At 46.2% G+C, this 15,280-nt stretch carries 14 protein-coding genes; 9 read left to right on the forward strand and 5 right to left on the reverse strand.

Annotated features, from left to right (window positions below; all coding sequences use genetic code 11):
* Window positions 1-2 precede the first annotated feature (2 nt).
* The 5 genes from YWE_RS0121390 to YWE_RS0121410 all read left to right on the forward strand — a co-directional run bounded on the left by YWE_RS0121390 (window position 3) and on the right by YWE_RS0121410 (window position 3,416).
* Entirely contained in the window at window positions 3-398 is a 396-nt protein-coding gene (locus YWE_RS0121390; RefSeq protein ID WP_029096297.1) for a phage holin family protein, read from the forward strand.
* Window positions 395-697 carry a YqjK-like family protein gene (locus YWE_RS0121395; RefSeq protein ID WP_029096298.1) on the forward strand — a complete coding sequence of 101 codons (303 nt, stop codon included), beginning with the start codon at window positions 395-397 and terminating at the stop codon, window positions 695-697. The genes YWE_RS0121390 and YWE_RS0121395 overlap by 4 nt, the downstream gene beginning before the upstream one ends.
* A 271-nt stretch (window positions 698-968) precedes the next feature.
* Entirely contained in the window at window positions 969-1,364 is a 396-nt protein-coding gene (locus YWE_RS0121400; RefSeq protein ID WP_029096299.1) for a DoxX family protein, read from the forward strand.
* A gap of 194 nt (window positions 1,365-1,558) precedes the next feature.
* On the forward strand, window positions 1,559-2,548 hold the full coding sequence (locus tag YWE_RS0121405; protein WP_029096300.1) for a glutathione S-transferase family protein: 990 nt from the start codon (window positions 1,559-1,561) through the stop codon (window positions 2,546-2,548).
* 13 nt (window positions 2,549-2,561) lie between these two features.
* Window positions 2,562-3,416 carry a pirin family protein gene (locus YWE_RS0121410; protein ID WP_036016817.1) on the forward strand — a complete coding sequence of 285 codons (855 nt, stop codon included), beginning with the start codon at window positions 2,562-2,564 and terminating at the stop codon, window positions 3,414-3,416.
* Window positions 3,417-3,497: 81 nt separating this feature from the next.
* Here YWE_RS0121410 and YWE_RS0121415 read toward each other — a convergent pair whose 3' ends face one another.
* Together YWE_RS0121415 and YWE_RS0121420 are read right to left on the reverse strand one after the other, a co-directional pair.
* A complete protein-coding gene (locus YWE_RS0121415) occupies window positions 3,498-4,349 on the reverse strand; it encodes a DMT family transporter (protein ID WP_029096302.1) in 852 nt (283 codons plus the stop codon).
* 45 nt (window positions 4,350-4,394) lie between these two features.
* Window positions 4,395-5,291 carry a LysR family transcriptional regulator gene (locus tag YWE_RS0121420; protein WP_029096303.1) on the reverse strand — a complete coding sequence of 299 codons (897 nt, stop codon included), beginning with the start codon at window positions 5,289-5,291 and terminating at the stop codon, window positions 4,395-4,397.
* Window positions 5,292-5,540: 249 nt separating this feature from the next.
* On the opposite strand from YWE_RS0121420, the gene YWE_RS0121425 reads away from it, so the two are divergent.
* From YWE_RS0121425 to YWE_RS0121440, 4 genes are all read left to right on the forward strand, one after another.
* Window positions 5,541-6,653 (forward strand): cobalamin-independent methionine synthase II family protein, encoded by a 1,113-nt coding sequence (locus YWE_RS0121425; protein ID WP_029096304.1) that lies wholly within the window; start codon window positions 5,541-5,543, stop codon window positions 6,651-6,653.
* Between the two features lie 615 nt (window positions 6,654-7,268).
* Window positions 7,269-8,240 carry an HlyD family secretion protein gene (locus YWE_RS0121430; protein ID WP_029096305.1) on the forward strand — a complete coding sequence of 324 codons (972 nt, stop codon included), beginning with the start codon at window positions 7,269-7,271 and terminating at the stop codon, window positions 8,238-8,240.
* Window positions 8,222-9,373: an ABC transporter permease gene (locus tag YWE_RS0121435; RefSeq protein ID WP_029096306.1), complete on the forward strand. Its 1,152-nt coding sequence runs from the start codon at window positions 8,222-8,224 to the stop codon at window positions 9,371-9,373. Before YWE_RS0121430 ends, YWE_RS0121435 begins: the two co-directional genes overlap by 19 nt.
* Window positions 9,374-9,375: 2 nt before the next feature.
* Window positions 9,376-10,536 (forward strand): ABC transporter permease, encoded by a 1,161-nt coding sequence (locus tag YWE_RS0121440; protein WP_029096307.1) that lies wholly within the window; start codon window positions 9,376-9,378, stop codon window positions 10,534-10,536.
* Between the two features lie 66 nt (window positions 10,537-10,602).
* On the opposite strand, the gene YWE_RS0121445 is transcribed toward YWE_RS0121440, so the two are convergent.
* The 3 genes from YWE_RS0121445 to YWE_RS0121460 all read right to left on the reverse strand — a co-directional run bounded on the left by YWE_RS0121445 (window position 10,603) and on the right by YWE_RS0121460 (window position 15,222).
* Window positions 10,603-11,952 (reverse strand): MFS transporter, encoded by a 1,350-nt coding sequence (locus YWE_RS0121445; RefSeq protein ID WP_029096308.1) that lies wholly within the window; start codon window positions 11,950-11,952, stop codon window positions 10,603-10,605.
* 160 nt (window positions 11,953-12,112) lie between these two features.
* Window positions 12,113-13,549: a tagaturonate reductase gene (locus YWE_RS0121450; RefSeq protein ID WP_029096309.1), complete on the reverse strand. Its 1,437-nt coding sequence runs from the start codon at window positions 13,547-13,549 to the stop codon at window positions 12,113-12,115.
* Between the two features lie 767 nt (window positions 13,550-14,316).
* A complete protein-coding gene (locus YWE_RS0121460; protein ID WP_029096310.1) occupies window positions 14,317-15,222 on the reverse strand; it encodes a GntR family transcriptional regulator in 906 nt (301 codons plus the stop codon).
* Between the last annotated feature and the right edge of the window lie 58 nt (window positions 15,223-15,280).

The following is a 15,280-nucleotide window of genomic DNA, read 5'->3' on the forward strand; positions in this document are numbered from 1 at the left end:
TCATGCCGGATAACTTGCATTCTCAGGGCCCTGCTAAAGGTGCCCTGAGCATTATTCAGCGCATATTCACCCTGCTATTAGGCATGGTTGAAACCCGTCTCGAATTAATTTCGGTTGAGCTGGAAGAAGAGAAAGCTAACCTGATCCAACTGTTGATCATGGCTGGCCTAACGCTACTGTTTGCCGGATTTTTCCTGATGGGACTATTTATTCTGATCTGTTTTGCTATCGATCCGGCCTATCGGACTATAGCGCTATCTGTTCTTACCGGCATTTTGTTGGTTCTCACGGTAATCGGTGGAATTTGGACAATCAGTAAAGCTCGCCAGTCTACGTTTCTTAAAGAAACGCGCAGCCAGCTTAAATTAGACCACTCTTTATTGCAGGATGACAAATGAACAGGCGGCAGGCACGGCAACTCAAAAAAGCGCTGCTGCTGAATAAGATAGCCCAGCAGCGATCGGAGCTTGCCGGCAACCGTCGGGCATTTTTAGAGCAGACGGCCACCTTTGATAATGGCTGTCTGGTTCTGATGAAATACCCTAAGCTTACCGCTGCAGGCGCTGGCCTACTGGCTGTATACGCGTTGCGTCGCCCCCGTAAACTGCTGCTCTGGAGCCGCCGGGCACTGGGTATATGGAGTACGTTAAGCTTTGTCAGAAACAATCTTAGCGTCAATCTTAACGTCAATAAATAACCCTTCCCTATAGCATATCAATCCCCACAATAAAACTGATGTTATTTAAATTAACTCGTTTGCATATTGGCCTGCAAAATAAAAAATACATATTTTTCATAAAGATAAATTAAACATCAATATTCAATTTTTTTGAATCAATTATACAATTCTTCTAGCTAACATATTTTTATCCCTTGAACTACGATTACACCATCTTAACGAGACAATGTTTGTGCCGCTGATAAGGCCCGAGCAAATTAAATCACCCTGATGGAGTTCAAGAAACAAAATGCAAAACCTTAATAATCTGGCCATCCTGATAGCCCGTATCTTAATGCCAATCCTGTTTATCGTGGCTGGCTACGGAAAATTAGGCGATGCCTATGCCGGTACCCAACAATATATGCAGGCAATGGGCGTTCCCGGATTTTTCTTACCGCTAACAATTTTGCTTGAACTCGGTGGCGGTCTGGCCGTTATGTTTGGCTTCCTGACCCGTACAACGGCATTATTTACCGTCATCTTTACTCTGGCAACGGCGTTTATCTTCCACATTAACTTTGCCGAAGGCGCAAACCAGCTAATGTTTATGAAGAACCTGACCATTGCCGGTGGCTACCTGTTACTTGCGGTGTCTGGCCCGGGTGCATGGAGTATTGATGGCCTGCTGAAAAAGAAATGGTAATCAACTCATAACCGACGGGCTGCGTAACCTATGCAGCCCGTTATTTTTTATAAAATCCTCAATCGCTATATTCATCGATAAAAAACAACCCACGGGCGAATATAAACAATACCTTTTATACTCAAAGTATGTAGCTACTAACGTCACTGCATATACCGAGGGTCTACCAGCCACAGCTATCTGCGGAGGTACATATGGGACAATTAGTTAATGGAGTCTGGCAGGATGTTTGGTATGACACTAAATCAAGCAACGGCCATTTTAAGCGTACATCGCCACAATTTCGCCACTGGATAACCGCCGACGGCAGAGCCGGCCCGAGCGGTGATGCCGGATTTAAAGCCGAGCCCGGCCGCTATCATCTTTATGTCTCTCTGGCCTGCCCGTGGGCGCACCGAACCTTACTGATGCGTAAACTCAAAGGGCTTGAACAGATAATTTCAGTTTCCGTTGTTCATCCTTTAATGCTGGAGAACGGCTGGACGTTTGCTACCGACTTTGAGGCCGCGACCGGCGACTCCCTGTTTGGATTTGACTATCTTTATCAGGTTTATCTGAAAGCCGTGCCCGACTACAGCGGACGGGTAACGGTGCCCGTTCTTTGGGACAAACAAAAAAATACCATTGTCAGCAACGAATCCGCTGAGATCATCCGCATGTTTAATACTGCGTTTGACCATTTAGGCGCCAAGCCGACGGATTACTATCCTGAAGCACTGCATAACCAGATCAACGGCCTGAATGAGTGGATCTATCAGGATGTTAACAATGGTGTTTATAAAGCCGGATTTTCAACCCAACAGGACGTTTATTCTGCTGAGGTAGCAAACGTTTTTCAGGCACTGGATAAGCTGGAGCTCATTTTGTCGGGGCAACGCTATCTGACCGGCAATCAGTTAACCGAAGCTGACCTGAGACTGTGGACCACTCTGGTACGCTTCGATCCTGTCTATGTCACCCACTTTAAATGTGACTACCAACGTATCAGCGACTATCCTAATTTATATGGATTCCTACGGGATATTTACCAACATCCCGGCGTTGCAGACACGGTGAATTTTCCGCATATCCGACATCACTACTATTGCAGTCACAAGACGATCAACCCGACAGGCATCATCTCTATCGGACCTAAGCAAGATCTTAATGCGCCTCACGATCGTTATGACCGCTTCATCGATTAGCAAGGATAAGATTATGAGCAGCCAACAGTACCGAACCGTCAAACAAATCCTCCACGCCCAGGCCACGCAGGACGGCGCAGGCGTCAGTTTAAAGCGCGCACTGGGCCAAACCGACGGGCAGAGAATGGATCCATATCTGATGATGGACGTTTTCTTCTCTGACAACCCGCAAGACTACCTTGCCGGTTTTCCCAACCATCCCCATCGGGGTTTTGAGACCATTACCTACATGCTTGAAGGTAATATGCTGCATGAAGATCACGCCGGAAACCGCGGAGAGTTAAAATCAGGCGGAATTCAGTGGATGACCGCAGGTAAAGGTATTATCCACTCAGAAATGCCCCAGCAGCTTGACGGCCAAATGCGTGGCTTTCAGATTTGGTTAAACCTGCCGCGGGCAGAAAAGATGAAGCCGGCCAGCTATCAGAACTTTAGCGCCGAACAGTTACCCAATATCTCACTGCTGGAAAGCGGTCAAATTGTCCTGATTGCCGGCACGCTGACAATCGACGGAGAGACCTATACCAGCCCGGTTCAGGCCCACGTCACGCAGCCGCTGATTGCAGATATTGATTTATCCCCTCACGGAGAAATTCATATTCCAATTCCGGCGGGAATGAATGCGCTACTGTTTTTATTTGAAGGTGAAATTGAGATTGATGACCATACCTTACTATTTGACCAAACCGCCATTCTAAGCGATGGCGACATGGTGCACTTAAAGGCGGATATTTTGGGCGGCAGGGTAATGCTGCTGGCAGGTAAACCGCTACATGAGCCGATTGTTCAGTACGGACCTTTTGTGATGAATACCATAGAAGAAATTCAGCAGGCGATTGATGATTATAACAGCGGGCAGTTCCCTTAATCGCTTAGTCGTAACGATATCTGATATCTAGCGCTACTCACCTGTCCGCAACGGCGGACAGGTGAAAATAAACAAAGAAACCTACGCCTTCTGGCGGGTAGACCAGATAACGGCAAAAATAATCAGCGCACCGCCTGATATCATCCGTAGTCCCGGCTGTTCATTAAACAGAATCCACGCGGCCACAATGGCATATACCGGCTCTAGCGAGATAATCAACGCCGCTGTGCGGGCATTAATGACTTTCAAGCCGTTAATAAAAAAGCTGTAAGACAAGCCGGTGCACAATAATCCGAGGCAGGCAATCCATACCCAATCGAGCCACGGCACTGATGATAAATCGCTAAAGGCAAAAGGCAGCAGGCACAGTAAGACTGACAGGCTTTCCCACCAGTTTACCTGTACCCCCGACATTTTTGCCGCCACGTTACGGTTACCAATAGTCAGCAGTGCGTAAGTCACACCGGATGCGATCCCCCAAAGCAGCCCCTCAGTAGCCGTATCAGAGAAATCAAAGCTTGGCGTCACCAGAATCAGCCCGAGTGAAACAAGAATAATTAAGGTGTATTCGGTTTTGGTTAGCTTTTCACGGAAAAACAGGCTTTCACACAGCGCGATAACCGCAGGGAAACAGGCAAAGCCCAAGGTAGCTACCGCCACCCCGCCCACTTTAATGCCAATAAAAAAGGTCATCCAGTGAGCCACTAACAGCAGCCCCAACGCCAATAAAATAGCAATCTGTTGAACGCTGATTCCTTGCCATGGCAGGCGACGAGATTTCACCATTAACAGCGAAAGTGACAGAACGGCAAAAGCGGCCCGGCCAAAGACCAATACGGCCACACCGCTGATAATAAGCTTGCCAAAAATACCCGAGATACCAAAAAGTATCGCGGCAGCATGCATCTGATAAAGAGCGCTGCGACGCGTCATACAACAACCTGAATTTGAAAAATAATAGATTTAAGCGGCCGAGCTTTACGCCCCGGTCAGCAGCTTAGGAATTTCACGCAATAGCCAGGCTTTGGCTTTGCCAATCTGATCCCGCCGCCATGCCATAATGATCTCGACCTCTGCCCCCGGATCGTCACCAATCACTTTTAAGCGGCCCTCTTTTAGATCGTCTTGGATCAGCGACAAGGGCAGCGTGGCAATTCCCAGACCGTCTATCAATGCGCGGTGTTTATCCGTCATTGAACTCACCGTTAACCGGCGCTGTTTCTCCAGCACCTTAACGGTTAAAATCGGGCGTTCGCGGGCAGTATCGGCAATAGCAATACCCCGATACTTCAGGCGGGTCGCTTCATCTAAAGGATTCTCTTCCTGATGAATCGGGTGGTCAGGTGCGGCAACGTACAGACTGGTAGTTTTATACAACGGGCTGGAGTTAATTTCAGAAGACTGCCTGAATGAGCTGGACGGGCCAATAACAATATCGGCGGTTCCCATTTCAAGCCGCTCCCAGGCGCCGGCCAATACTTCAGTAATAATCGACATTTGAGTATCTGACTTTTCAGCCAGACGGCTTACCAGCGGAAACAGCCGATAAGCCGGCACCAAAACCTCAGTGACTATCGTTATATTGGTTTCCCAACCGCGGGATAAGGCTTCAGCATCCGATGTCAGCTTATCAGCGGCCTCTAATAAAATGCGCCCGCGCTCCAGTAATAAACGCCCTACCGGGGTAAATTTAGTCCGGTGGCCGGAGCGATCGAAGAGCACCACATCCAGCTCTTCTTCTAATTTTTGCATGGTATAACTCAGCGCGGAAGGAACCCGGCCAAGTTCATCTGCGGCGGCAGCAAAACTGCGGCGGCGATCGATAGCATCCATGACTCTCAACGCTTCAAGCGTTAATGCTCTGTCTTTATTCATAGTTATGAGTGAATCATCCTTAGGAGGCAGCGATTAACGTAATGTGCATCAGACTAGCTCGCTAATGGATAAGCGTCCAGCATCAATCCCCAAATGCACCCCGATTTTAGCGGTTTTTTGCCACTCAACATGAATAATATTCATCATCGATGAATATTATTCAATTGCCCTCATGCGGTGATAGTGACAGGATGAATAATCAGTTTAGACATCTAAACGTCCAAATAACTTATTCTCAAGAGGCACATCATGTCAAAAAATTTACCACCGTTTCGCGCTGATACCGTCGGCAGCCTATTACGAACGCAACCATTGAAGCGGGCTCGTCTGCAGTTTAGCAACGGCGAGATTACCGCGCCGCAGCTACGTCAGGTCGAAGATGATGAAATCAGAAAAATCGTCACCCGCCAGGAAGAGACCGGGCTAAAAGCAGTTACCGACGGAGAGTTCCGCCGGGCATGGTGGCACTTTGATTTTCTCGAAGGGTTAGACGGCGTTGAAGGTGCAGAAGTAGCACAGGGGATTCAGTTCAACGGCGTTCAGACAAAAGCCCGCAGCATCAAAGTTACCGGCAAACTGGGCTTTACGGACCACCCGATGCTGAACGATTTCCGTTTTTTATCCGGCATTGTTAAAAATGCCGTACCTAAAATGACGATTCCAAGCCCGAGCATGCTGCACTTTCGCGGCGGACGGGCAGCCATCGATAGTAGCGTTTATCCGAATTTAGACGATTACTTTGCCGACTTGGCTGAAACCTACCGGCTGGCCATAAAAGCATTTTATGATGCCGGATGCCGCTATCTCCAGTTGGACGATACGGTTTGGGCTTACTTCTGTTCAGAAGATCAGCGCGCACAAATTCGAGCCAGAGGTGATGACCCGGAGCAATTAGCAAAAATCTATGCGTGGGTGATCAACACCGCGATAAAAGATAAACCAGCAGACTTAGTTATCGGCCTGCACGTATGCCGCGGCAACTTCCGCTCAACCTGGATATCCGAAGGCGGCTATGAGCCGGTGGCAGAGCTCCTGTTTGGCTCCGTCAACGTCGATGCCTTCTTCCTTGAATACGACAGCGAACGCGCCGGTGGCTTTGAACCGCTAAGATTTATCAAACCCGGCCACCAGCAGGTCGTACTGGGATTAGTCACCACCAAAACCGGACAATTAGAAAATCCTGAAGATGTAAAACGGCGTATTCAGGAAGCCTCACAGTATGTAAACATCAACCAACTCTGCCTAAGCCCCCAATGCGGATTCGCCTCCACCGAAGAGGGCAACTCGCTGGCGGAAGAACAGCAGTGGGATAAACTCAAACTCACCGTTGAAGTCGCCGCCGAAGTGTGGAAAAACCAATAGCAAAGAAACCGCCGTTGACCTTAAGCACTCGTCTCTGGTGGAACCATTTTTCATTCTGCTCATTCAAAGACAATCAGACCAAAGGTCAAATTCAAGGACTGGATCCCGTTTTTCAACGGGATGACGAGCTGGGGGCTACGGGCTCCAGCCGTTGACCTTAGGCACTTAACCCTAGTGGAACCATTTCTTATTCTGCTTATTCAAAGACAATCAGACCAAAGGTCAAATCCAATGACTGGATCTCGTTTTTCAACGGGATGACGAACCAGGCAAACGTGTGTCATATTCAAATACCAAAAGCTAAAACAATTCCATTCACCAATAGCAAACTCGTTGCATCAGATTATCTAAAGAATCGTTTTAGCACTTTATGCAAACCCATAACTACTCGCGCCCAACAAAATTAATGTAGAATCTCTATACTACATGGTTGCCATAAAACGACTCATTCAGCCATATATATCAATAATATCAAATGAATGTATTGTTCATTTCTATTGCTAACAACCAGATACCCATCATAGCAATATTAGTCTGACATTTACGGCTAGGGTCTCTGTGCCCTGGATTAAAAAACATTCATCAATAAACGATAATCACAACGATAAAACCAATATGAAAAAACAGTCTATTTTCACCCTACTATTTATTGTTGTTATTGTTGCGTTGGCCATATTATTTCGTGCCCACAATCAATATATCTTGCTACAGGGTGAAGTCGATGCCCCGGAAGTTCTGGTCACCTCCAAAGCTAAGGGGCGGGTAATTGAGCGCCATATACAACGCGGCGACGACGTTAAAAGCGGGCAGCTTCTGATTACTTTAGAAAGCCCGGAACTAATAGCTCAAGTCAAATCACTTGAAGCCGCACGGGATCAGGCATTAGCCCGCTGGAATGAATCAGCAAACGGCACCCGTGAAGAAAATATTCGCAATTTAAAAGCCGAACTCGCCCAAGCTCAGGCTACCTATAAAAATGCTCAGGAAGACTACCTGCGTAATCAGGCCATGGCAGTAAAAGGCTACGTCTCGGCCACCATGCTCGACAACTCATTAAAAGCCAGAGATACCGCAGCCCAGCAGGTCAAAGCGGCAAAAGCCAATCTTGATGAAGGCATTAACGGAGACCGTAACGAGCAGCGTGAATATTACGCGGCAGCACTGCGGCAGGCCGAGCAGAATCTGCAGCAGATTAAAGTCCAGCAGGATGATCTGATGGTCAAAGCGCCGGTCAGTGGTGAAGTCGGTTCTATTCCGGCAGAGCAAGGGGAACTACTCAATGCCTCAAGTCCGTTGTTAACCATTATCCGCCTGCCGGACGCATATTTTGTCTTTAACCTGCGGGAAGATATCTTAGCCAAGGTACGCAAAGGCGATAAAATCACATTGCAGGTTCCGGCCTTAAATAATCAACAGATTGAAGCTGAGGTGAGATATATCGCCCCAATGGGAGATTTCGCCACTAAGCGTGCAACGCGCGCAACCGGCGATTTTGATTTAAAAACCTTCGAAGTTCGTCTCTACCCGATCAAACAGGTTGAAGGTCTTCGTCCCGGCATGAGTTCATTATGGAAATGGGAAGACTAAAGGCCAGGTGGCGATGCTTTAATCGCAGCTTTAACGTTGAGGCCAAAGCCGCATCGCGCAGCGTCGTTTTACACTGGCTAACGTGGATTTTTCCATTAATGCTGTTTATTTTAATCAGCGCCAATTTTTCCGCCGGTACCTTACTCGAGCTACCGGTTGCCGCAGTGGATAATGACAACAGCATATTATCTAAACGCCTGATCAGAGATCTGGATGCCGGTTCGCACGCTCAGGTCAGCCAATATAGTGAAGGACTTGAACGGGCGCTGAGCGATCTACGCTCAGCTAATATTTACGCCCTACTATATATTCCTCATAATTTCGAAGCCGACGTATTAGCCGGTCGCCAGCCCAGCCCGGTGCTCTACTACAATGCGCTGTTCTACGGAGCCGGACTTTATTCAACTCAGGACTTTCCGGGCCTGACGGCAGAAATCAGTCAGGAATATACTGCGATTATTTCCACGGCCATCGGTAAGCCGCTTCCGGCCTTGGCGACGGTTAATCTCTCTTATGAGAGCCTGTTTAACGCCAGCGGAAACTTTATCTATTACCAGCTGTTCGCTGCCACTATTCATATCCTGCAGCTGTTTGTGGTGACCTGCACTATTTATGTCCTTAGCCGACGGAAAATGCTGCTCGCAGCCCGGCCATTTAGTCTGGCACTGATGGGAAAACTGGCCCCTTATACCATCAGCTATACTATCTTATTGATGGTTCAGCTGGCCGCCTTGGTGATCTATTCCGGCGCCAGCGTTAATGGCAATCCTCTGTTTATGCTGGCTATTGGCTTCTTCTATATTATGGCAGCGCAAAGTATTGGCCTGCTGCTCTTTACCTTCACCAAAGACATTATTACTGCCTATACCCTGATTGGTTTATTAGTCGGCGTAGCCATGACCTATTCCGGTATCGCCGTACCGGAGCTGTCAATGCCGCTGATAGCCCAAATCATTGCCAATATCGAGCCACTGACCCATGCGCTATATGCCCTGTTCGACGTCTTTTTGCGTGGGGTGCCGGCGTCATCACTGATTTCGGTCTGCGCTCTGTTATTGGTTTACCCAATCGTCACCGCGTTCTTAGTGCGTAAGCGCTTACCTAAACGCCTGCACGGTGAGGATATCAAATAATGATCAAGGGCTATTTTCGCGGATTTATGATGATCACCACCCGCATGCTGGAAAAACCGCTGTGGCTGATGCTGGTATTTTCATTGTGCGTTATGAGCCTGGTTTATCTTAATCATTCCGTATGGGATTTGCCGGTTGGCGTTATCGATCAGGACCACAGTTCCGCCAGCCGCATGGTGATTCGCAGTCTGGACTCCAGTTCAAAAATTGCGGTTAAAAATTACGAATCCGTCGATAGTGCAAAGAAAGATCTGGCTGCTCGTAAGCTGTTTGCCGTTGTCATTATTCCGCCCAATATGGAAAAGCGAATACTACAGGGTAAAACGGTGACTATTCCGGCATTTGGTGACGCCACTAATCGACTGGCTAACGGACAGATAGAGCAAGATATTGTCTCTGCTTACCGTACAATGACGCTGGCTTATAATACAGAAATCCTGATGAACAACGGATTTTCACCGTTACAAATCAGTATGATTCTATCGCCCATTAAAGGGCAAAGCGTCGAACTGTTTAATCCGGGTATCAGCTACGCCGCGATTACCTTTCCCGGTCTGATGGTGATGTTACTCCAGCATTCACTATTAATCGCAGGCACCCGAACCAGCATTGTGCTGCATACGTTACCCACAGGAAAACCACCTTTGCCGGTGTATCTTGGCTGTTTATCCGGTTTGATTCCTATCTGGTTATTCTTATCCATTGTGTTATTTGTGGTCTGGCCGATGCTATTAGGCTACCGACAAACGGCACCAATACCCGATTTACTGCTGCTGACCTTCCCGTTTATTTTAGCGGTGCTTGGCCTGGCTAAACTGATTACCGAATGCCTGCGCAACGTCGAGCTGATTTACCTGACGCTGGCATTAGTAACCACGCCGGTGTTCTATATTTCAGGCACCATCTGGCCGCTACAGTCTATGCCGACATGGGTATGGTTTATCTCGCATTTGCTTCCGTCTACATGGGCAACTAAGGCTATCGCTGGCATAGACCAAATGGGACAATCCATCACCGAAGTCGGTTTCGATGTCGTTATGATGTTAGTTCTTGGACTTTGCTACGCCTCGCTAGGCTGGCTGGTTGGGGCTTTGCGGGATGGTCATTTAAGAAAATTTATTTATCGCCGACATATAAAAAAACATCCTGTTTCTGAGAAGTGAAATAAGATAATTTAAAAGCCCCACTGATTAAACAGCAGGGCTTCTTTCACAGCTAACCACCTGATATTAGATGTCGCTATCTTTGATTGGCGAACGAACTAAGAAAATATAAGCAAAAGCGCCTAGTACCGTAACACCGGAACAAATCGCCAATGCCAGATTAAAGGACTTGGTGGTATCTAGAATCCAACCGGTCGCGATTGGGGCAATTGAAGCAAACAGGAAGCTGGCAAAGTTCTGAATGCTCCCCACAGATGCGGTCATACGTGACGGTACCGCAACATGAATAAGACCCCAGCATGATGTACCGGCAAAGTGAATACAGAACAGAGCCATACCAATCAACACCACGGCCATGCCAGTACTGTCAGCCTGAGCCACAACCGCAGTAAATGCCGCAGAGCAGAACATGCCGATAGCAATACAGATCTTACGGCTCTTAATCGGATTCATACCACGACGAACCATCGCATCAGTCACAAAGCCGTTACTGAGCATACCTGCGGCACCAAACAGAAATGGAATCGCAGCGTACATGCCGGTACTGGCTAAGTTCAGATTATAAGTAGTCTGTAAGTATCCCGGTAACCATGCCAGATATAGCCATGCGGTATAGTTAATGCCGCTAAAGCCCAGCATCATTCCCCACATGGTTTTATTTTTAAACAGAGAGCGCCACTCTTTAAATGACATCGGCTCCTTTTTAGAAGCAACGCTCCCCTCATTGAGATACTTCTCTTCCTCTGTTGTCAGAGCAAAGCTGCCCCGATCGCGATAAATCATGTACCAGCCGATAGACAGCGCAATCCCAAACAGCCCGATGGTGATAAACATACCGCGCCATCCCATCATCAACATCATCGCGGCCAGAATCGGCGGGCTAATCGCCATACCAATGGTAGATGCAGCATTAAAGATCCCCATCGGCATGCCGCGATCTTTAATATTAAACCAGTCGTTGATAACCTTCACACCACATGGATTCATCGGTGCTTCACCAATACCCAAACCAATACGCACTAACGCAAACTGAGCAAAGGTGTGGACCATACCGGCCGCCGCCTGAAACAATGACCAAAAAAACATGCCCAAGCCCAGCATAATACGCGGACCTTTACGATCAAGCAGCGCTCCACAAGGTAACTGAGCAAAACCATAGGCCAGCGAAAATATCGACAATAGCGCACCAATCTCCGTTGCGCTTAAGCCTAGTTCTTCACGAATGGTCAGGTTAGCAACCGAAAGTGAACTGCGATCCAGATAATTAATCACCGCAGCGAAAAACAACATCAACATCGCGACAGTTTGAATTCTTTTAATACGGGACGGGCGCGCAACAGTGGCAGAAACTTCTGGCGATATTCGCCCTTTATCTATATTTTCGCCCGCCGATAACGTTGCTTCATTTCTTTCCATGCTTTCCTCCGAAAACAGTAATGACATAGATAGCCATAAAGGAATCCCTACCTTTTATATTAAAAGGCAGAGTCCTTATAGATATCTTCTATTTTAATTTAAGTTATGTGGTGATTAATTAACCCACCGATAACTGATTTTTTATTACTTTTAAATATTTTTATGCCGGTATAGATGTTGCTACATCATTTTTAATCAAATCGGTTAAGGCCTTAGCCAACGCACTTGTCAGGCCTGGAATCTGGTTAAGGTCCCGTTCCCAATGGTCAGACATTGCCAGAATATTTTCCGCCAGTTTTTGTGGCTGGGAATCATATAATGGTGCCCATGATTTAAACCTTTCTAATAAATAGTCATCGTCAGTTAATGGTATTTTTTCACCATTATATTCACCGCGATAAAATAGAATTAGTGATGCCAATGCAAATACAATATATTCAGGAACCTGTTGGTACTGCTGCTGGTATGTGATGAGCTGAGGCAATAAACGAGTCTTAAATTTAGTGAGTGAGTTTAATGAAATAGCCAATAGCTCATGTTGAATATACGGGTTGCTAAAGCGGGCAATCACGTCAGAAGCAAACTGTTTTAGTTCATCTTTATCTAATGACAGAGCCGGAATCACTTCTTGCTGTAATAACCGATCAACGAAGCCAGAGATCGCCGGATTGTTCATTGCATCACCAACCGTGCGTAAACCGGCCAGATAGGCTACCGGCATCATGGCAGTGTGAGCTCCGTTGAGGATCCCCACCTTACGTTCTTTATAGGGTTTAATATCATCAACAATGTGAATATTTAGCGAAACCTGATCCAGCTTAAGCTTATCTTTCAGCCATTCAGGCCCCTGAATAACAAACAGATAAAAATATTCAGCCGTAACCAAAAAACGATCCTGATAACCTAACTGTTGCTCCAGCTCACTAATTTCTCCATGCGGATAGCCGGTAACAATACGGTCAACCAGCGTAGAACAGAATGTATTACTATTTTCTAACCAGCTCAGGAACTGCGGCTCTAACTGCCAGCGGGTAGCATAAGCCATAACATACTCTTTCAACTTTTCGCCGTTATAATCAATTAGTTCACAGGGAACAATAATCAGGCCTTTATCATCAGCGCCGTTAAAGCAGGTAAATCGTTGATGTAAAAAACGGGTCAGCTTAGCCGGAAAAGTCGCTGGCGGGCAGTCGGCATAATGATCATCTTCGCTATAGCTGATACCCGCTTCGGTTGTGTTAGAGAAAATCCATTCTAAATCCGGGTTCTCCGCACAGGCCAGATAGCGTTCAAATTCCTGATAGACCGAAATTTCACGATTAACTGAGCTGATTAAACGCGGCTCAGCAACCGGCTGCCCCTGCTCATTTAGACCACGAATTACGGCTGTGTACAGCCCGTCTTGCTCATTCAGCATCGGTTGTTTAGTGTCTATCGGGCGAACAATGGTAATTCCGCTATTAAAGTCAGTTTTCTCGTTAAGAATATCAACCATCCAGTCAATAAAAGCGCGTAAGAAATTACCTTCGCCAAATTGAACAATCTTTTCCGGATAATTTTTATGTGGGAAGCCGTGCCGGTTTAGATAACCTTTCATGTTCACTATCCTTAATCATTGTGTTGAAGTTAATTCGCTGTTGGGCAAGAACACCAGATTGGAATGAGAGTAGATTGAGTCGAGGAGAATTGAGATTTTCTTATTTCAATATCGTGCGATAGATTTACTTTTCCTGTATTTAATCTGTTTTTTATCCATTAAAAATCATCTTATAAATATAACCGCCATGGATAACGATATTTTCCATATGAAGATAAATTTAATATCGATGGATTTTAAAAAAACCAAAAAACAACCCAACCAATTGAAATTAAATAAATATTTTAAAATTAAATTTTATTTATTAACTCATTAACTTAACTAAAAAATAAAAATATCTCTATATACATTAGACAGATAGTTATTTTACAAGGCTCTGTAAATAGCCAACCACCGTTTTTAAATTGATAAAAACAACAAATTGATACTAGAATATTTTGCTTGGGCAAGGATATATACTTATTCCTACCGCGGTTTTGTACCAATGGTTAAAATTGCCACTAATAGCGACTTAGCCAAGCGAAAACCTACTGGATAGGCTTCGCTGCCGGGCAGTTGGTGTATGAAACCACTATGGATCAGGCTTTAGATTCTTTTATCCATTTGATTAGCCAGATTGCCGGCGGTGAAAAGCAAGCCTGCCATGAACGTCATGATTTCGGGAATTGGCGATATTTAAGAGTGATGTAACGCTATAAATCAATATGCCGGAGGTCTTGGAACCCCCTTAACCTCCGGTATTATTGTTAAAAACCTCCTTAGTCGGGTCATACATTTTGCTGACTAATAGACCTCTCCATCGAGTTTTTAGCCGTGTTTAAATGCCGCCGTAGTTCATTGGTTGCACTCAAATCATTACGACTTATCATTGCACTTAAAATTGCCATATGTTCTTCAATTGCCAGAATATTACGTTCTTTCAAATCTCGCTCATCCCACTGATAATGGAAGTGAAAGATAACCGTAATAACCTCAATTGACTGGTTAAAAAACGGATTATCCGCAGCCGAGAGAATCAGCCCGTGAAATTCATGATCCAACACCGAAAAAGCCCGATAGTTCAGCACAACGGTTTCTCTTAACTGGCGGTGGCGATACAGCAATTCTTTAGCTAAGACCCAGCGATTATCATGCTCAGGCAGGTTCATAAACCGGTTAAGTGCATGAGTTTCTAACAGTTCCCTCAGTTCAAACAGCTTGTCAGCATAAGTCTGATCAAACTTCAGCATGCTCCACTGCCCGCGTCGCAAGTTTTCAATCAGGTTATAGCGGGAAAAACGCAGTAAAAACTCACGAACAACAACCGGGCTGACATTAACCAAACGGGCCAGCTGTAGCTCGGTAAAAGTATCACCCGGCAATAATTCCCGCCGATGAATCATTTTATAAAACGCCTGTTCAAACAAAGTCAGCTGATCCTGCGGCATCTCGGTGATGGTATCAAATCCATCGTCGGCCTCGGGCATACGCACAATCACATAGTCATTACCGACTTTATCTAAAATTCCACACTGATGAAGATGCCCTAGCGTATGGCGAATCGTTGTACGGCTAATGCTGTACATATCTGCCAACGTTGACTGAGATGGAAGCGGTGAACTGATATGTCCGTTATTAATTGCGTCAATAAACTGATTAATTACGTTATGCCGCAAATTTTGCGTGCGCGCCATGAAATCTCCTTATGGTCGAATTCTCACTCGAACAGCGACTTTCCTGCCCCGTTCTTTT

The organism is Budvicia aquatica DSM 5075 = ATCC 35567 (genome assembly GCF_000427805.1).
Taxonomy (GTDB): Bacteria; Pseudomonadota; Gammaproteobacteria; order Enterobacterales; family Enterobacteriaceae; genus Budvicia; species Budvicia aquatica.